Origin of the sequence: Indibacter alkaliphilus LW1, assembly GCF_000295935.2 — a bacterium.
In the GTDB taxonomy this organism is placed as follows: domain Bacteria; phylum Bacteroidota; class Bacteroidia; order Cytophagales; family Cyclobacteriaceae; genus Indibacter; species Indibacter alkaliphilus.
The window spans coordinates 1-18,774 of record NZ_ALWO02000054.1 but is presented as its reverse complement, the minus strand read 5'-3'; the positions used below and the strand labels follow the sequence as shown (position 1 = coordinate 18,774).

The 18,774-nt window shown below is 40.6% G+C and carries 11 protein-coding genes and 1 pseudogene; 2 read left to right on the top strand and 10 right to left on the bottom strand.

Annotated features, from left to right (window positions below):
- Positions 1–3 precede the first annotated feature (3 nt).
- The 5 genes from A33Q_RS20860 to A33Q_RS20840 form a co-directional block, all read right to left on the bottom strand.
- Positions 4–1,152, bottom strand: coding sequence for a glycoside hydrolase family 172 protein (locus tag A33Q_RS20860; RefSeq protein WP_009035369.1), 1,149 nt, complete (start codon positions 1,150–1,152; stop codon positions 4–6).
- A gap of 42 nt (positions 1,153–1,194) precedes the next feature.
- Positions 1,195–3,213 (bottom strand): hypothetical protein, encoded by a 2,019-nt coding sequence (locus A33Q_RS20855; RefSeq protein ID WP_016255683.1) that lies wholly within the window; start codon positions 3,211–3,213, stop codon positions 1,195–1,197.
- A gap of 7 nt (positions 3,214–3,220) precedes the next feature.
- Complete coding sequence (locus A33Q_RS20850) at positions 3,221–4,267, bottom strand: family 43 glycosylhydrolase (protein WP_009035371.1); 1,047 nt, start codon at positions 4,265–4,267, stop codon at positions 3,221–3,223.
- A 101-nt stretch (positions 4,268–4,368) separates the two neighbouring features.
- Complete coding sequence (locus A33Q_RS20845; protein ID WP_009035372.1) at positions 4,369–5,895, bottom strand: RagB/SusD family nutrient uptake outer membrane protein; 1,527 nt, start codon at positions 5,893–5,895, stop codon at positions 4,369–4,371.
- A gap of 17 nt (positions 5,896–5,912) precedes the next feature.
- A complete protein-coding gene (locus A33Q_RS20840) occupies positions 5,913–8,972 on the bottom strand; it encodes a SusC/RagA family TonB-linked outer membrane protein (RefSeq protein ID WP_009035373.1) in 3,060 nt (1,019 codons plus the stop codon).
- 316 nt (positions 8,973–9,288) lie between these two features.
- Between A33Q_RS20840 and A33Q_RS20835 the strand changes: the two genes are divergently transcribed.
- Positions 9,289–13,317: a hybrid sensor histidine kinase/response regulator transcription factor gene (locus A33Q_RS20835; RefSeq protein WP_009035374.1), complete on the top strand. Its 4,029-nt coding sequence runs from the start codon at positions 9,289–9,291 to the stop codon at positions 13,315–13,317.
- Between the two features lie 423 nt (positions 13,318–13,740).
- Here A33Q_RS20835 and A33Q_RS20830 read toward each other — a convergent pair whose 3' ends face one another.
- The 4 genes and pseudogenes from A33Q_RS20830 to A33Q_RS21915 form a co-directional block, all read right to left on the bottom strand.
- Positions 13,741–16,143: an ABC transporter permease gene (locus A33Q_RS20830; protein ID WP_009035375.1), complete on the bottom strand. Its 2,403-nt coding sequence runs from the start codon at positions 16,141–16,143 to the stop codon at positions 13,741–13,743.
- 358 nt (positions 16,144–16,501) lie between these two features.
- Positions 16,502–16,744, bottom strand: a complete 243-nt coding sequence (locus tag A33Q_RS20825) for a JAB domain-containing protein (RefSeq protein ID WP_009035376.1) — start codon at positions 16,742–16,744, stop codon at positions 16,502–16,504.
- A gap of 75 nt (positions 16,745–16,819) precedes the next feature.
- Positions 16,820–17,320: a hypothetical protein gene (locus A33Q_RS20820; RefSeq protein ID WP_009035377.1), complete on the bottom strand. Its 501-nt coding sequence runs from the start codon at positions 17,318–17,320 to the stop codon at positions 16,820–16,822.
- A gap of 173 nt (positions 17,321–17,493) precedes the next feature.
- Positions 17,494–17,697, bottom strand: a pseudogene (locus A33Q_RS21915) (JAB domain-containing protein); the annotation flags it as partial.
- Between the two features lie 40 nt (positions 17,698–17,737).
- On the opposite strand from A33Q_RS21915, the gene A33Q_RS20815 reads away from it, so the two are divergent.
- Positions 17,738–17,977, top strand: coding sequence for a hypothetical protein (locus A33Q_RS20815; RefSeq protein WP_009035379.1), 240 nt, complete (start codon positions 17,738–17,740; stop codon positions 17,975–17,977).
- A 196-nt stretch (positions 17,978–18,173) separates the two neighbouring features.
- Here A33Q_RS20815 and A33Q_RS20810 read toward each other — a convergent pair.
- Positions 18,174–18,774: PepSY-associated TM helix domain-containing protein (locus A33Q_RS20810; protein ID WP_009035380.1), on the bottom strand; the 601-nt coding region annotated here is incomplete at its 5' end.

Below are 18,774 nucleotides of genomic sequence, written 5' to 3'. Positions count from 1 at the left end.
TTGTTAGTTTACTTCCAGTTCATTCTTATGTGGCAAAGCCGGAAAAGGAGCATGAGGCTCTGTCTGATACCAATAAGTTACCGCTGCAATATCCGATTTTTGAGGAAGGTACCTATGATCTGAGCGCCAGCCAAGGTCCTGAATTGTCACTTTAAGTTCCTTCTGGAATCTGATTGGATCCATGATATGCCACCTGTACATGCCAAATCTTTGTTGGGATTCATATAAACCGTCTGGTCGGATAATCTGATGAAGCCCTGCATAGGCTGTTGTGTAGGCCTCGTATTCTTTGGTTTTCTTATTTTCAAAGTTGTAAGAACCCAAAAAATAATCTTCTGTGCCGGTGCCTGCAATGGTAGGAAATTCTTTGTCCCCATCCATAAAGAACTTGATTTCACCTTCGCCCCACCAACCCCGGTTGTTCACCTGCCAGGCCAGATAGGTTCCTACATAGTGACCTTTTCCTTTGATCCCATCTACGAGGGTAAATAAGGAATTTTGGGTTGGATTTGCCCTTCTGAACTGCGCATGGAAATAGGCTGCATCATCAGGGATATCTGTCAAAGTATAATCTATCTGGTAAAAGACATTCATTCTTTCTGCCCCAATATTTTCCATTGTGATTTTACATTTCCGCCGAAAAGGCATCACAAAGTAACTGTTGAACGAGGAACCAGGGTTGACCTGAACTGGCAAAGAATTTAAATGTGCATACTCACCCCATCCCATTCCAAAAAAATCACCCACTGGAACTTCTACAGAAGGTTCCTTTTCATCATCCCAATATATTCTCAGAATAGTATACCTCCAATTGCCTGTCGGTGTCATCCAAATATGCTGAATGGCACCTGAGCCCTCAATTTCAGCAAGTGTATGCGTATCTCCGGCTTCTATCCACACAAACGGGTTCACCTTCCAACCTAGCCCCAATTCCCTGGCCTGATGCCCATGAACGCCTTCTTCCAGTGTTGCCATCCCTCCTTTACCAGGTTCTCCCGTAGGATTTTCAGGACTTATGGATCTTGTTTTGGCCTCAGACAATCTGTGAAGATTTCCAAGGTTCATTTCAAGACCATTAAACTTTTGATTTTGCTGGGCTGTCAATTGCAGCCCAAAAACCAACAGGCATAGCAATAAGATTATTTTCTTCATCTTTATTGGGTTTCTGATTTGTATATTCAAATTCAATAAATTCTAATTTTCAAAAAAACCTGTGGTTCTACCTATTTCAAGCAATTCCCAAATAGAGGCGACAGTCCATCCTGGTGCAAAAATGTCATTGTAAAAACCCTTCCCATTTTTACCATAATCCCAAGCAGTATGCTGGACAACCTCAGGATAATAGCCCACTTTTCCAATACCCATCATGTTATTTTCATGTGGCAGCAGCTGCTCTCTCATGGAAGATCTGATCACTTGTGCAAAAGTCAAAAATTCAGGCTGCCCGGTCTCCTGCCCAAGCCAGTCCAAAATCTCATCAAACTCAAAAATGAAGACATCTATATGATTATTTTCAACAGACACATTGCCCCATCCTCTGCTTTTCAAGCCTAAATCGCCAAGCATTTGCCCTTTGGCAAAAGGCACGTCCCAAGTATAATACCAGGATAGGGTAAAGTATGCCGCCTTTTTGGCTAAATCTCTATAATGATCCCTTTCCTTACCTTCTGTAACTTGGGCAAGGTAGTACATGGCTGTTGCTGCGTAAAGCGAAGCTTCCTTGTCTTCACAGTCAGCATCCAAGGTTGAGGAAAAATAATCAGAAGGTGCTATGATAAACTTCTCCTGGTAAAGCGCTACTTCCCTTGCTGACTCGAGAAACTCCCCTTTCCCAAAGTAATGGTACGCCATGACCAATGGAGGTACAGCAGAAGGTGAGCTTCCCCCTGTTTCATCTATCAGGCTAAAATCTGATTTGAATTTCCTTGGAAAGCTTCCATCTTCATTTTGAAGAGCCTTTAACTGCTCCAATAAGTTCAAAACCTTCTTTTCTAAGTTGACATGTTGTCTGCCCTTGGATTTCTCATAGTTGAGGAAAAGCAGTAAAGCATAAATCCCTTCCGATTGCCTTCTTATGGAATAACTATCAGGTTCTTCATTTTTTCTGTAATCGATATATTCCCGGATAAACCCATGGGCATTAAACCCATTTTCTTCATAGGATGAAAAAACTGAATTTCCCATGGAAACCAACTCTTTGTCATTGTATTGCTCACCATACTGCAGGGCATTAAAGGCATTGAGCAATACTCTTCCTATAAAGCCAACTTCCAAAATCGGTACAGATTCGCAGGTTTCTGTCTCCAGGTGAGCCCCTGAGAAACCTTTAAGTTCTCCCAAATCCATGTATGATGATTTGAAATATTGGGTAAGCAAACTTTTGATTTCATGATCTGTGAATTTTTGATTTTTAAGAGCTTGAGGTTTCATGAGATCAAAACTCTTATGCCATACCCTTGATACAAAATCTGAAAAATCAAGACTTTCAAAATTTTCAAGTCTGTAAGATATTTCTTTAACAGCTCCTTTTTCCAGAAAGTGAAATGATGTAACTGAGGGAGCTAAGGTGAGCTTCCTGATATAGGAAAATGGAGCTTCACTGTACGGGAATGAAAAGGACAGAAAAGTATTGCCTTGGGATTTGCCAAAGCCCAAAGCTCCCAAATCAGATCCCCCTGAAAGAATCACTTCCCCCCTGTCATGGGTAGTCAGGGCTAAATTTTCAATTAAATCTGTTCGCATCAAAAATGTACCCTTTCCAGAAATAGGGTCGTAAGCTGATGTGAGCGGTGTACTCAACCTATCTTCCCGCACCAACCAGTCAGTTGAGACTCTTGCAGATGGTGCGTCTTGGGGTGATCTCAGGTTTTTTCTATACCAAAATCCGGGCAACAAAAGCTGAGCATTCTCATAGGTATAATTACTCAAGCTATACTTACCTGAAAGATTGAAATAAGCATCTTCCAAGGCTGTAATTTCAAACTTCAGCAATTCTCCCCCATCAATTTTTTCAATAAATAACTTTACTCTAAGCGGAATTTCGCTCTCCGCTTCAAGTAGCCCCAAGCTGCTTAGCTTAAGCGAATGCTTTTCTGCGGGGTTACCAGGATTTTTTACATTAAGTTCAAAATCCATTTTTTGAGCAGATACTTCAAATATATTGGAAAACCCTGAAATCAGGACAATGCTGATTAACGATGCAATACTTCTCATTTTGGATTTAATTATCAAATTCAGGTACATTTCGACTGCTCAGGCTTGGCGACCTATTCTCTATTTGGGGCCATACCTCATCAACCCACCTGATTTTATCCAACATCAATGGCCTCCTGCTTGCTCCGTTTGAAAGCAATGGGTTGTTTTTGGGAATGGCATGGTACAAAATCCAGTCGTTTCCAACATCATCTGTCATGATATGACCGTTATGGCCTGGCCCTGCAAAACCATAATCTACCGTATTCCCTTCTAGAATAAGTTCTCCATGAAAACCCTTGGCGATATCGTTTCCGTTTTTGTCCAAATATGGCCCCAAAATAGCATCTGCTACTGCCACTACAACACGATAGGAGCTGTTTGCTCCTTCACAACAAGAACCCATACTTCCAAAATAAACATACTTCCCATTCTTTTTATGGATATAGGAAGCCTCTAAGTGGTTGTCTCCGATTTTCTTTTTTTCACCTTTAAGATTTTTACCATCCTCACTAAGTTCAATTGCATAAATACCGTGAAAGCTTCCCCAGAAAAGGTATTTTTTCCCTTCTTCTTCTATATAAAAAGCATCAATTGAGTTGGCAACGCCTATCTCGCTTGATAGAAATAATTTCCCTTGGTCAATAAATGGACCTTCTGGTTTGTCGGCAATGGCCAGCCCGATCCCAGGATCAGGATCTCCCCAAGTTGAATAAGAGTAATACATATGAAACTTGCCATTGACTTTGGCCACATCCGGAGCCCAAATTCCACCGGAGTTTTTCCAAGTAGGTTTACTGACAAATGCATTCCCAACCAATTCCCAATCTACAAGATCTGTGGAGCGGACGATCGGGACTAATTTATGTCCTCCTTCCGGCCCCCAGTCATCCTCTGTACCGTAAGCATAAAAGTAATCCCCATCTCTTAGTATTGAAGGATCGGCCAATACCGGTTCAAATACCGGATTGGTATAAGTTTGATTTGGATTTGGGTCAGGGTTCTGATCTACTATTTCAAACTCTTCATTCTTGTCATTGCATGCTACACATGCACAGAAAAAGACTGAAGTCATTAAAATAAAGATTCGGTTTAAATTTGACATTATGCTTTGAAATTAAGGTAAAGGGAGAAGGGACAGAGTCCCTTCCCTTCTTTACTGTTTATGGAAAAAAATTACCATCCTGGGTTTTGAACCAGATTTCTGTTGATATCAAGATCACGTTGGGGAATTGGAAGAAATTCATGTCTTCCCACTTCAAAGTTATTGAACCCAGGATCTCTATCAGCTATTCCAGGGCCAAGATCTCCCCATCTGGCCAGGTCAGCCCATCTATGCCCTTCACCTGAAAGTTCCAACAATCTTTCATGCTTGAGCTGCTGCAGGAATTGGCCTGCTGATAGTCCTGGACGCACCTGTGACAAAGCAGGAAGTCCCACTCTTTCTCTTACCTGGTCTACATAAGGATAGGCTTCTGCGGTTCTGCCCAACTCATTCAATACTTCTGCATACATCAGCAATACATCTGCATACCTGATTATTCTATAATTGTTCGGTGACCTATAGCCTTCCTCATCCCTCCAATGATCATTGAGGAATTTTCTGAAAAAGGCCCTATTGTTATCCATACCGTATCTTTGGGCAAAGGTCTGTCCATATACCATGGTAAATTCAGCTCCTCTTTCATCTGTATCTGCAAAGATATAGGAAGCAGCAAGTCTCGGATCTCTTTCACCGGCTACTGTGCTTTCTTTCATAAATTCACCAATAACCCATGTTCTGGCCTCAGCATCAGCCCAACCTATTCCAGGAGGTGCCAAAAACTGGGAAATAGAAGTCCCATAATTATGATTAGGAGTAGCAACATCATTATCCGTTGTTTCAGTGGCATTGATAACAAATTGCCACTCAAAAATGGATTCCCTATTATTTTCGGATGTAATCAAGAAATTGTCTCTGTAATTGTCTACCAATCCATAAATGCCAGCTCCGTCTCCATTGACCAACCACTCTAAAGGCTGTAATGCTTCTGAGAATTTTCGCTGCTGCATCAATGTTTTGGCTAAAAGGGCGTTTGCAGCTCCCCTAGTCACCCTTCCAAGATCCGGTCCTGAAAATGAATTGGGAAGGTTTGCAGCGGCAAAAGCCAGATCTTCTTCCACCTGTGACCAAACTTCTGTCTGTGTGGATGTTGGAGGAAGATCAGTTGGTGTGGAAGGATCAAGCATCAAAGGAACATTTCCCCAAAGCAAAGCAAGGTTGTAATAGAAGTATGCTCTTAGAAAATGAGCTTCCCCCAAGAGTCTGTTCTTTAATTGGGCATCCATGTCTATCCCAGGTACATTTGCAATTACTTGGTTGGCTCTAAAAATCCCAACATAGCAGTCAACCCAGACATCAATCACGGGCCCAAAATTGTAATCAGGCTGAATAAAACCACCCATGGCATTAGCCAGATCAGACCATGGACTTCCACTATATCCTTCATCGGACCGGGTGATGTAAATCATCGGCATCCAACGTGACAATCCCGGTCTTGCAAACGAACTGTAAATAGCGTTCACTCCTTGCTCAGCATCCTGTGCATTTTGCCAAAACACTTCCATTGTAGGCTGATTGGGGTTTGGAATATCCAAATCCATTTCACAGCCCATTGCTGTTACCAATAGGCCTAGACATATATATTTAGCTAATCTTTTCATTTTTAAATTATTTTGGGTTAAAACTCAAACTGGAAACCTAAAGAATAGATTCTTGGCACAGGCCAGTTGCCATTGTCAAGACCTCTTTCCAAAATCCCATTACCTGTCACATCCGGATCAGGCCCTGAGTATTTGGTAAAAGTGAATAAGTTTTGACCACTTGCAAATACTCGGGCATTGCTCACTTTCCATTGTTGCAACAGAGCACTGTTAAAATTGTAGCCTATTTCCAGGTTTCTAAGTCTCAGGTATGATCCGTCTTCCAGCCACCTGTCACTTTCTATTCTGGCATTGTCAATCAACGCAGGATCTCCTACTGAAACACCTATGCGGGGGTCTGAAGTATTTGGATTTTCAGGAGTCCAAGGATTGATACCTGCTCTGAAATTGGTGTTTTGGTAGCTATCCAATTCTCTTCTTACCCCATTAAGGATCGTATAACCGAAAACCCCTACCCACTGCATATTGAAAGTAAAATTTCCATAGGAAGCATTGAATTGTGCACCGGTCTGCAAAGTTGGCCATGGTGAACCTACAAATGTCCTGTCCTCCTGATTGATCTCACCGTCTCCATTTTGATCAACAAAGCGGATATCTCCTGGCTGGGCGAAAGGCTGTATCAGCTGTCCATTTGAATTGACATGTACATTCACTTCCTCCTGACTTTGGAATATCCCATCCGTTTGTAAAACAAACCATTCTCCAAGAGACCTGCCTATTTGGGTTCTGGTTATTCCGGTTTGGATGTAATCAATACCTTCTCCCAGATTCCCGACATCCTCTACCCTGTTTCTTATGGTCGTCATATTTGCCGAAACATCCCATTTGAAAGCTCTATTGATATTTCTATAAGTTGCTGCCAATTCCACACCTGTGTTTCTGATTGATGCAGCATTTACTGCAGGTTCCCCACCCAGGTTGCCTAAGTACCAGGCAATCGGTAAATTCACCAGAACATCTTGGGAAAGAGAATTGTAATATTCTGCTGAAATGGTCAGGGCATCGTCAAACAATCCTATATCTGCGCCAATATTTTGGCTTATCCGCCTTTCCCATCCTAGATTTGGGTTCGCTAATCTGGCTTGTGTGGCACCTACAAAGGCAGCTTGATCTGGTCCAAAGATGGCTCTTGGGTTGGAGTTTAAGAAACCCAGATAATCCCATGAACCTACTGTTACTATTCCCAATTCACCATAAGACGCTCTCAATTTCATATCAGAGATCAAGGAGGAACTGAAAAAGGATTCTTCACTCAATCTCCAAGCACCTGCTATGGAAGGGAAGAACCTTGCTCTATTTTCACTGGCAAATCTTGAATCTGCATCATATCTTCCTGTCAAGGTCAATAAAAATCTTTCATCGTATGTATAATTGGCTCGACCAAGAAAACCTGAAATCGCATAATTCTGAGGAATGAAACCATCAGCGATTGGATCACCGGTAGCGGAACTGACTGTATTAAGATATCTTCCATCGAAGGACTGTAGATCAGTCCTACCTGCTGAAAGAATATCGATTTTGGTTCTTTGTTGAGAGTAACCAACTACTCCGTTAATACTATGCTTTCCGAACGTTTTGGTATAGTTTAAGGTGTGTTCCAAGAGGAAACTTGAAAATAAGGATCTGTCTTCTATAATACTTGTCGGTGCAGCAGGTTGGTTGAAATGCCACTCACCGCTTCTCCTCATTCGCTTGTTATGGTCAAAGCTTAGCTCCGCCCCAGCGTTAAACCTGTATACAAGCCCTTCAGCAATATCCACATCCAGGTAAGCATTGCCCACTATTTTGGCAAAGTTGCTCCTGTAGCTGTTAATGGCATTAACTGCAGCAGGGTTCCAGGCATAAGTTACTGCATCTGTAGTTCCTTTTCCCCATCCTTCAGGATTTGCTGCTGAAATATATCTTTCACCTCTTACTGGAATTACCGGAAGCATTTGAGGCATATCATAAAATGGATTTCCAGTACCCGGTGCATTAGTGATGGAATTTGTGAAAACAAGATTTTCACCAAAAGTTACTCTTCCCTTCTTACTTCTGGTATTGATTCTCAAGGCCATCCTTTCGAAATCATTGCCAATGAGAACCCCTTTGTTTTTGAAGTATGAACCCGAAACCAGGTAACTACTGTTTTTTGCTCCTCCGGAAAGCGTGACATTATAATCCTGTGCATTACCCAGCTGAGTACCTACGTCATACCAATTCGTATTAACGGATGGGTCAAACTGACTGGAAACTGAAGGTGGGGGAGTCATACCCGAGTTTGTAAACTGCCTCCTTTGCATTTCGGCAAACTGGCTGCTGTTCATCATATCGAAGGTAGGAGGTAATTGTTGAACACCATATTTTGCAGATACACTTACTCTTGCATCGCCTTCTACCCCCTGTTTCGTTGTAATGATGATGACACCATTTGCTGCTCTTGACCCGTAGATGGCAGCCGCAGAAGCATCTTTTAGGATCTGTATAGACTCAATATCATTTGTATTGATCGTCGGGTTGGCATCCGCGATCATTCCATCAATTACATATAAGGGATTTGAATTGATAAAACTGGCGATACCTCTGATTTCGACCTGGGCTGGCTGGCCAGGTGCGCCACCGTTTCTAATGGAAACCCCTGGTGCAAGACCTTGAAGTGACTCTCCCAAAGAAGCAGCAGTCACCCTACTTGATTTGTCTGTATTGACTACAGATGTTGCTCCTGTGAGATCCTTCTTTTTAATAGTCTGATAGCCGATCACCACAAACTCCTCGAGATCACTAAGATCTTCTTCCAGTTCTATCGTTATACTGGATCTACCTAAGACGGGAATTTCAGTGCTTACAAAACCTATAAATGAAACTGACAGAATACTTTCATTTCCGGCTACTTCTAGGGAGAAGTTGCCATCAATGTCTGTAACTGTACCATTGGAGGTGCCTTTTTCGAGGACAGTCACTCCGGGAAAGGGTTCACCTGTAGCCTTTTCTACTACTGTACCGCTTACCTGCACAGTATTTTGGGCCCATAAGGTGCCCGTACTAAAACCGAGCAATAGCAATAACCAAACAAAAGGTCGCTGTAATATTTTTTTCATGGAACATTTTGGGATTAATGTTTAATAGTTTAGAAATGCCTTGGATAAGGACTTCCAAGATTGAAGTTTCGCTGTAAGAACCTTCGCCTTGGATGTTTAAAGCTAGGCAGAAGGCTCTTGGAGGTTTAGAACAAATCCTCCAGATTATAAAAAGATTCCTCCGAACAGGCCTTCCTGAAGTATTTGTTCTATTTAATGAAGGATAATTTTCTTTATTTGAATCTTATTTCGCAATTGCCGATTACTTGATAGCATGCTTAGCTCCAAAAGACCCAAAATTCTATTTTACCCAGGACAAATTATCAGATGTTTGTCGATGGTTTTTCTTTGTCTTTTGTGTTTCATCCATTTGGGCAATTCCCAACAACAGTACTTCAAAAATCTAAGTGTTGAAGATGGACTATCCCACAATACTGTTTTCGCCATATTGCAGGATAGCAGGGGGTTTATGTGGTTTGGGACAAAAGATGGCCTAAACAGGTTTGACGGATCAAGGTTTAAAGTATTCAAGAACGATCCCCAAAATCCTTACTCCATTGGCTCCAACACTGTGCAGTCACTTTTTGAAGACCGTCAGGGTAAAATTTGGGTGGGCACAAACCAAGGCGTTTACATATATGAACCTGAAACTGAAAAATTCAGGCAGTTTGATACAAAAGATCAGGATGGAAATAACGTATGGGGTCAGATTTTAGAGATTCAGGAAGACAACAATCAACAGATCTGGATTGCTTCCAGTAGTTCGGGACTCTATAGATATCAAGCCAAAAACAATTTACTTACCCATTTTTACCATGACCCCTTAAAGCCGGGAAGTTTGGCTTCAGGCTCTGTATCTTCCATGACCATCGATGCCAAAAACAATATATGGGTTGGAATCTTAGGCGGGGGAATCCAAAAGTTCATTGCAGCAAATGAATCTTTTGACAAATATGACAGTCCTGATGCTGATTTGGGGAAAGATCTGATACTTGATCTATTTGATCATGATCTTGAACTGTTGATAGGTACTAAAAACGGAGGACTTAAAAAACTTATCAAAGCCACAGGACAAGTAGAAAATGTTTTAGAGCAGGACATGGAAAAAAACACCCTCTTCATCAGGGACATGGCCAAATTGAACGCCAATGAGCTTTGGATTTGCACGGAGCTTGGGATTTATGTTTACAATACCATGACTAATGCTTACAGGCATATAATCCAAAACCCCAATGACCCCTACTCCATTGCTGACAACGCCATCTATTCTATTTTTAAAGACTCTGAAGGTGGCATCTGGGTAGGATCATATTTTGGTGGGGTTGACTATTTGCCCAATCACCAAACTGTATTTGAAAAGTATTACCCGATCAACGGTTCCAACTCCATCCTAGGTAAAAGGGTACGAGAGTTTGCTGAAGATGACAACGGATATATATGGGTTGGAACTGAAGATAATGGTTTGAGTAGGTTTAATCCAGAAACAGGTGAGTTTAAAAATTTCTTACCCGGGAAAACTTCTGATGGCATCAGCTATCATAACATTCATGGGATGTTGTATAAGGATGGTAAATTATGGCTTAGTAACCATTCCATGGGCTTAAGGCTGGATATTTTGGATACAAAAACAGAAAAGGTGGAAAAGATTGACCAATCCAACCTGCAGAACCCCCTTTATGACAGCGACATTTTTTCTATTCTTGAAGACCGAAGCGGTAACAAATGGTTTGGGACAATTTCAGGTGTATACAAAATGAAAAAAGGTAGCAAGACCTTGGAATTTGTCCCTGAGATTAATATTAGCTTTTTTATCGACATCATGGAGGATTCAAAAGGAAGGATCTGGTTTGCCACTACTAATAATGGTCTTTTTCTTTTTGAACCGGAAGAGGAAAAGGTCAGCCATTTTCTTCCCGATCCTGATAAAAAGGATGCTTTGCCGGGCATAGCCATTATCAGTATTATTGAAGACAGTCAAGGCAATATTTGGTTGGGAACGGAGGGATATGGCTTGGTCAAATTTCAGGAAAATGATCTTTCATTTTTACCTTATAAGGATCTCAAGGCATTCCCAAGCAATACCATTTACCAAATTGTAGAAGATGACCTTGGCTTTTTATGGGTCAGCACCGCCAAAGGCCTGTTGAGATTTGAGCCTGAAGCAGGCAAAATTGAGATTTTCACCAAATCGAACGGACTGCTTTCTGATCAGTTTAATTACAAATCAGGATTTAAAGCCAGTGATGGAACACTTTACTTCGGCTCTTTGAACGGTTTTATCAGGTTTGACCCAAAAAGCTTTATCAAACAGGATTCAGAACCTGAAATTGTATTTACCGGCCTCAAGGTTTACAATAGAGAAATCATTCCCGGGGATGGAGGGGGAATATTGGATAAGAGCATTCTCCATACCCAATCCCTCAAACTAAAGCACGATCAGTCTACATTGACTTTTAATTTTGCAGCTCTCAATTACACTTCCATGGGAGCTTGGAAATATGCTTATATCATGGACGGGTTGGAAAAGGAATGGAATTACCTGGACCAGAATCAGGAGATTTCTTACCTGAATTTACCACCTGGCAAATACACGCTTTTGGTAACAACTGTAGACAATGAAAATAATTTCAGTGATGAGACTGCAAGTCTTGAAATTGAAGTTCTCCCTCCCTTCTACCTTTCACGATGGGCTTTCATTCTTTATGCATCTATTTTTCTGGCTCTGATTATCTGGCTGATCAATACTTACAGGACAAGAGTTGCTAAAAGACATAAAGAAAACATCCGTATGCTTGAGGACAGTAAGGAAAAAGAGATATATCAGGCAAAAATCAAGTTTTTCACCAATATTACCCACGAAATCCGAACTCCACTGACCTTAATTAAGGGACCTTTGGAAATGTTGTTAAAGGGAAAGGAAAAATTTGATCCAGAGACCAAAGAAAACCTCCTAATTATGGAGAGAAATTCCAATCGCTTGATCAATCTCAGTAACCAACTTTTAGACTTCCGAAAAGCCGAGAAGCAGGATTTCAGTTTAAGTTTTGTAAGTACTGATATTTGTTCTTTGGTCAAAGATCTCCATTATAGATTTCAACCCTTTGCCGATCTAAATCACCTTGAATTCAAAATAAATTTGCCTGAAAAGAAATTCACTGCTGACATTGATAAGGAAGAAGTCACCAAAATACTGAGTAATCTGATTTCAAATGCATTGAAAAATGCAGCAACTGAAGTTTCCATCCATTTAAATCCCAAAGAAAGCAATCTTGATCTTTTTTCAATTACAGTTTGTAACGATGGTTTGTTGATTGATGAAAATCTAAGGGAGAAGATTTTTGAGCCATTTTACCAGATCAATGATGAGGCCAATGAAAATAAAAGAAATGGTACCGGTTTGGGCTTACCTCTGTCCAGGTCTTTGGCTGAATTACACCAGGGAGAATTAAAAATAGACACCCTATTTAGAAGAGACCAAAACTGTTTCACGCTCAAATTGCCCATCAAACAAAAAAATACATTTCATCTGGAAGAAATCAATGATCTGGACAGCTTTGAAAATTTGACTGATACAAAAAGCGAAATTTTGCCAGTGGAGCAAGGAAGTTCCAAAGCCATAATTCTTTTGGTTGAAGACAATAAAGAGCTCAGAAATTTTATGCAGACCAATATGAAATCAGAGTATCAGATCATCCTCGCTGAAAATGGTAAAAAGGCTCTGGAAACCTTGGATAAAGTACAGGTGGATTTGATAATTTCTGACATCATGATGCCGGTAATGGATGGCATTGAACTGTGCAAAGAAGTCAAATCCCAGATTGAGTTCAGCCATATACCCATAATTCTGCTTACTGCGAAAACTACTTTGCAATCAAAGATTGAAGGAATGGAAACAGGTGCTGATGTTTACATTGAGAAACCATTTTCTCTTGAATACCTGAGCTTACAGACAAAAAATCTCTTGGAATACAGAGACAAAGTCAGAAAGCAATTCTCCAGTTCACCTATAGCAGTCTCTAACACCATTGCCCACACCAAGGCTGATGAAAGGTTTTTAAACAAAGTCAATGAAATCATGACAGCACATTTATCAGATGAGCTTTTCGGAGTCAATGAACTGGCAGAAAACCTGAACATGAGTCAATCCAGCCTTTTGAGAAAAATAAAGGGTATAGCCAAAATGACTCCTAATGAATATATTCGACTTTTTAGGCTCAAAAAAGCTGCTGCATTGTTGGAGGAAGGAGAAATCACCATTTCCGAAGTTTGCACAGTGGTTGGTTTCAACAGCCCAAGTTATTTCTCCAAATGCTTCCAAAAGCAATTTGGCGAACTGCCCAGAGATTATCAAAAGACAGATACCTGATCAGATGGGGTTTTTAAATCCATCTTAACAAGTGAGATTTCTGAGAAGATATAATTTGTTAGACTTTTCACCCCTTGCGCTGGAGCTTTTGTTTAGCCCCTCCTCAGGAGTCTGCAAACCACTGAATGCAAGGTGGAACAGTATAAATCCTCCTCAGAAATACCTTCTTGTTTAAGTCCTTTGAAAAATCTACACCATCACATCAGACACGTGAGCAGGGACAGGCATAACTTGGAAGGCATTGGTAAGAAAGTCAAAACTTGAATTACTTTTTTGAAGACAGCAGCAAATGAAAACAAGACACACCTACCTGATCTCCTTGATCCTGACATTATTGTCGGGACATTAACTAAATATGCCTGTTTCCGATAACTCCCTTTTCAAGTCAGCCAAAATTAAAAAGGAGTTAAAACCATTTAACATTTACTCCCCACTCCTCAAACTGTTTACCGGATTCATCAGAGCAGCTTTTGTAGCCTGATAACCAACGCTTGCCAAAGCAATGATCACTGCGGAAAAACCTGCAATCATGTAAATATCCATTCCAATTTCTGCTTTATACACAAATGATTCCATCCACTTATTGATAAAAAGGAAGGACAGTGGAACTGAAAGTAAAATTGAAATCAGCACCAACTTCAGAAATTCAAAAGAAAACATCTGTGCGATGTTGGTTTCTGTAGCCCCCAATACTTTTCTGACCCCTATTTCCTTCACCCTCTTTTTGATAATCATCGTAGCAAGACTAAACAGCCCAAGGCAGGCAATGACCAAGGCAAAGAAGGAGGAATAGTCTATGATATTTCCGATTCGGGTTTCAGCCTCATATTGGTTGGCCAATGTCTCGTCAATAAAGAAAAAGTTGAATTCCTGACCCTGGGCCACTTCTTTCCAAGCCTCTTCAAGGTCAGCCATAAACCTCGTCAGATCCTCCGATTTAGCTCTGACAGTGATTTTTCTTGAAGGTGAAGTAGAATAACTTATGTCATCAAAACCATTTAGAACTGAAGGTGACATAGGCAGGATCAAGGGATCAATTTCATCTCGGAGTGAAGCAAAATGAAAGTCTTTTACAACTCCTACGATTTGGTGTTGGGGGAAATTTTTCCCAGGTAAACTTTTCCCTATAGGATCATCCCAAGCAAATTCCCTTATCAAGGCTTCATTTACGATAATTCCTTCATTTTTATCCCCATCATTATCTTCATAGAAGTCTCTCCCTAGGGCCAGTTCAACTCCCATTGTCCTTAAAAATCCTGCATCCACCACATTAAAGGCCATGGACCTATACACTCCGTCTGCATCAGTAAAAGATCCTTCACCCCAAGACTGGCCTACTGCAAAAAACGAAGTACCTACATTTTCCACATCATCTCTGTTGATGATTTTGTTTTTGAGCCTCTCCGCGAGTGCCTGACTACTGGTTTCATTTAATCCTGTGGGGATGGCTATTACCTGTTCCTTATAAAAACCCAAGTTCTTGGTCTGAATATATTTCATTTGCTTGTTCATGGCCAGGGCACAAACAATCAATGACACAGAAATTACAAACTGGAAAACAACCAATGATTTACGCATCAATCCGGCATCCGCAACTTTCATTTTTCCTTTCAACACTTCTACAGGATTGAATCTTGACAAAAATACCGATGGATAAAATCCTGCCAAAAAGCCTACCAACAAAGCGAGCAACAGGCAGACCCAAACTATTTCAAATGATACTACATGAGGAATAGATTTCCCTGAGAGTTCATTGAATTTAACTAGTGCCACTTCTGAAAGGATCAGGCCAAGACAAACTGAAATCATGCTGATGATGATAGCCTCGCCCCAAAACTGTCCTAGCAATTGCCGCCTTACCGCTCCCATGACCTTACGCACACCCACTTCTTTTGCCCTGTCCACAGACTTCCCGACAGACAACGTGACAAAATTGATGATGGCAATGAGGATTACCAGTAAAGCAAGTCCTCCCAATATATATGAATACAAAGGATCACTGCCAGCATTAGGGTAAGAGGTATCCATTCTGATGGAGGCCAATGGCTGAAATTTCACCGTAACTTCTCCTGAGAAGTCAGGAAAAAGTTTTTTAAACAAACCATTAAAACCTGTTTCGACCTGACTGGCATTCAAAGGGTCTTCCAAAAATGCATAGGTCGTAACATTCACATAAAAGAAATTTGTTCTTGCTGCTTCAGAGGTATTTCTAATGGTATTTTCAAAAGGGATGACCATGTCAAACTGAATACTGGAATTGGCCGGAGGATTTTTTGCAACTGCGGAAATCACATAATCTTCTTCAAGATCGCCTGTCCGGATCGTCAAGGTTTTCCCTATTGGATCCTGTCCGGAAAAGTATTTTGAGACATAGTTTTCTGTGATGACCAGGTTATTGATTTTATCCAAAGCCTGTGAGGACTCCCCTGAAACCAAAGGGAAATTGAACCTGTTGAAAAAATCAGGGTCCGCTGTAAGCATATTTTCCTGAAAGTTATCATCATTTTTCACTACCATTCCGCTCAAAACCCCTGTCCTGACCACCTGATCAATCTGAGGGAAATTTTCTTCCAATGTAATTCCGAGAACCTGAGAGGTATTGACATTAAAAAATTCACGGCCGTCAGGATAGTTTTCCAGCATAGAAACGCGGAAGATATTTTCATGTCCGGGGTGAAATTTATCAAAGCTGAACTCATCTTTAATAAACAAGGTGATGAGGAGGCAAAAAGCAATTCCTATAGAAAGGCCGAAGATATTGATAAGGGCATAAATTTTCTCCCTTTTAATGTTTCGGATGGCAACTAAGAAGTAGTTTTTATACATAGGGTAATAGGTTCAGGTCTGAGGGATGAAATTCCATTATGATGCCACAGGTAAACAGCCTATAAATTGCCAATTAAAGGGGTTTTAAATTTTTGGATGTACTAAACCGAGCAATATTGTTCGTAGGAGAACAATTATGTGGGCCTATCAGTAGATGATTATTGGCAAGGATTAAACGGAAGGTTTAAAAACGCACATCTCTGGTATTTCAGGAAGCTTAAGAGTGGTTGGCAATTTTTGAAGTATCACATTTAAAAGTCTCCAAAACCCAAGAACCTATTGACCCAAGCAATGGAAAGCCGGTGAGTATGATATTTGTTTTAGGACCGCCAAGCTCAGTAATTCCATTTTCGATAATTCAGTCCAAAAAAAGGAGGTACCCCCCCCTTTCCTTTACATCATACCTTCGTCTGCAAAGCTGATTAAGCACTTCAGTAAAGATGATATGATCCAGCACGATGATGTCCAAGTGCTTCCCGGCCTCAGAGCGTTTTTTGGTCAGTCTTCTGTCCTGCTCTGAGGGTCTGATATTTCCTGAGGGATGGTTATGTACTAAGATCATGGAGCAGCTTTGGTTTTCCAAAGCATGTTTGAAGATCACTTTGGGATCTGCAATGGTGCCGTTTTTGTTTCCTGTCCTGATTTTAATTATTTAAGCTTTACTGATCAGGATTTACTATTTTTCATACACAAAAATAGGCCCATCCATAACCCCATAACCTGCATTGATTAGGTTTCCATCATGCTCCATAATTAACCTTTCGGTATCCTGAGTGTTACTGTAAACCATCCAATTTAAAAAGATTGCTTCACTAGAATCTGGATTCCTTTCTTGCAACTCTTCAGCAAGTGCACTCAGATCATCTTGGTTAAAGGTCAAAGTCAAAAAAAACTTCACCCTATCTTCAAAAATATCTTCAGGGTCTTCTACAGTATACACTCCGCTTAAAGACTGGTTAAATTCTGAGTTGATTTTGGTAAAGGTACCGTCACTTCTAAATTCATAAGTCTCATTGTATTCCAATTCTGAAGCGGGTACTGGATCAAAGCCCCAGGAACTTCTAACCTCAGTAATTTGCCAAACCCCGATTTCAGAGATTGTTGGATCCGGGTTTTCATCCAGATTGCAGGAAGTTAAGATCAAGGTAAAGAGGAAAATGTAATATATGTGTTTCATAATTATTTGGTTTTACAAGCAAGACGTAAGATTTACAAAAAGTGTTGAACTAAAAGATGAAATTAATATTTATAAACCACTATTTTTTTCAAAGCAATAATTAAATACTTCAAGCAGGTCTTTTTTTAAAAAAACAATAAGGCCAAAAAAAGGGAGCCTCCCTCCCCTTTCCTTTACATCATTCCTTCGTCTGCAAAGCTGAAGTAAGCACAGTCAGTAAAGATGATATGATCCAGCACAATGATGTCCAAGTGTTTCCCGGCCTCAGAGAGTTTCTGGGTCAGTCTTCTGTCCTGCTCTGAGGGTTTCAAGTTTCCTGAGGGATGGTTGTGGACCAGGATCATCGAGCAGCTCTGGTTTTCCAAACAAAAAATAATGTTTAAAATATAGACACAAAAAAAGTCAATAATATTAACAATGGATATTTTCGAAATTCTTACCCTTATGGATGAAAAAGAAATTCAGGTCAATAAAAGGCTGGATAGCATCATTTCATCCAATCCGGATCCCTTTCCCTTTGAGCGGATCAATAAAGGAAAGTCACTCTTAAAGCTTATGGAAGAAATCAGGAAGTGCATAGAAACGGATCAATTGCTGCTTGCGGGGATGAAATTAAAAGAGCTGGAATATCAGGGGATACAGCTCCTGTTAAAATGAACGCTATGACATGCTATCAAAGTTATCGCATATAGATACATGAACCCTGTTCAAGTTTGATTTCTTTCTGGCATATACAAAAGGTTTTACCTTGAACTAATTTAAATAAAAGGCTAATTCTAAGTTATTTGTGTGAGGGTTAATACCGGGCAAAACTTACAATTCCCCTCCACAAAAGTAATAACATAGGTTCCTATTAAATTTTCATGGTTTTAATTTGGGAAACAGGCCGGACTTTTTTCCTGGCCCTTTTCTTTTTTAACTTATTGATCCAGATCAGTGTTCCTGTCACGGGAAGACTGGTTGCAATCAGGCAGGAAAGAAAATATAGGAATTTACTGAACTGTCCATAAACATCTCCAACATGTAGGGCCTTTATGGAACTTGAAACCCTGACATTGAAAGGCTTTTCTCTGAAAATATCCTTCTCTGTTAGGTCAGCTGTTTCCATATCAAGGACTACTCTATCCGAAGCAGCAGGGGCAAAAAATCCAATTTTTGATTTTTGAATGTTCAGGTTTTTGCCTCCTCCTTGTGGAAGGGATATCCTATAATTCCCAGGGTAATCCAACACTGCATCGGCACTGCTGATGTACTCAAAAATTGACAGGGGTAATTCTGATTCTTTTCCAGTGGAAGGCGCCTGTTGGCCTCTTCTTCCCTGACCGGCAGAGGGGTTACCCGGGCCAGGTCCCTGTCCTACTCTTGGCTTGTAGGTTCCCAAAGTTTTTTGAAGTCCTTCTCTGTACCAGGGATACGACCAAAACGGACCTGTTACCCCCATCAGAAACAATATG

Bases quoted from the DNA above. Each gene is read 5' to 3' on its own strand.
- A33Q_RS20840 (WP_009035373.1), bottom strand. From the start codon at position 8,972: ATGAAAAAAATATTACAGCGACCTTTTGTTTGGTTATTGCTATTGCTC.
- A33Q_RS20850 (WP_009035371.1), bottom strand. From the start codon at position 4,267: ATGACTTCAGTCTTTTTCTGTGCATGTGTAGCATGCAATGACAAGAAT.
- A33Q_RS20835 (WP_009035374.1), top strand. From the start codon at position 9,289: ATGGTTTTTCTTTGTCTTTTGTGTTTCATCCATTTGGGCAATTCCCAA.
- A33Q_RS20830 (WP_009035375.1), bottom strand. From the start codon at position 16,143: ATGTATAAAAACTACTTCTTAGTTGCCATCCGAAACATTAAAAGGGAG.
- A33Q_RS20860 (WP_009035369.1), bottom strand. From the start codon at position 1,152: ATGAAGAAAATAATCTTATTGCTATGCCTGTTGGTTTTTGGGCTGCAA.
- A33Q_RS20855 (WP_016255683.1), bottom strand. From the start codon at position 3,213: ATGAGAAGTATTGCATCGTTAATCAGCATTGTCCTGATTTCAGGGTTT.
- A33Q_RS20820 (WP_009035377.1), bottom strand. From the start codon at position 17,320: ATGAAACACATATATTACATTTTCCTCTTTACCTTGATCTTAACTTCC.
- A33Q_RS20845 (WP_009035372.1), bottom strand. From the start codon at position 5,895: ATGAAAAGATTAGCTAAATATATATGTCTAGGCCTATTGGTAACAGCA.
- A33Q_RS20815 (WP_009035379.1), top strand. From the start codon at position 17,738: ATGGATATTTTCGAAATTCTTACCCTTATGGATGAAAAAGAAATTCAG.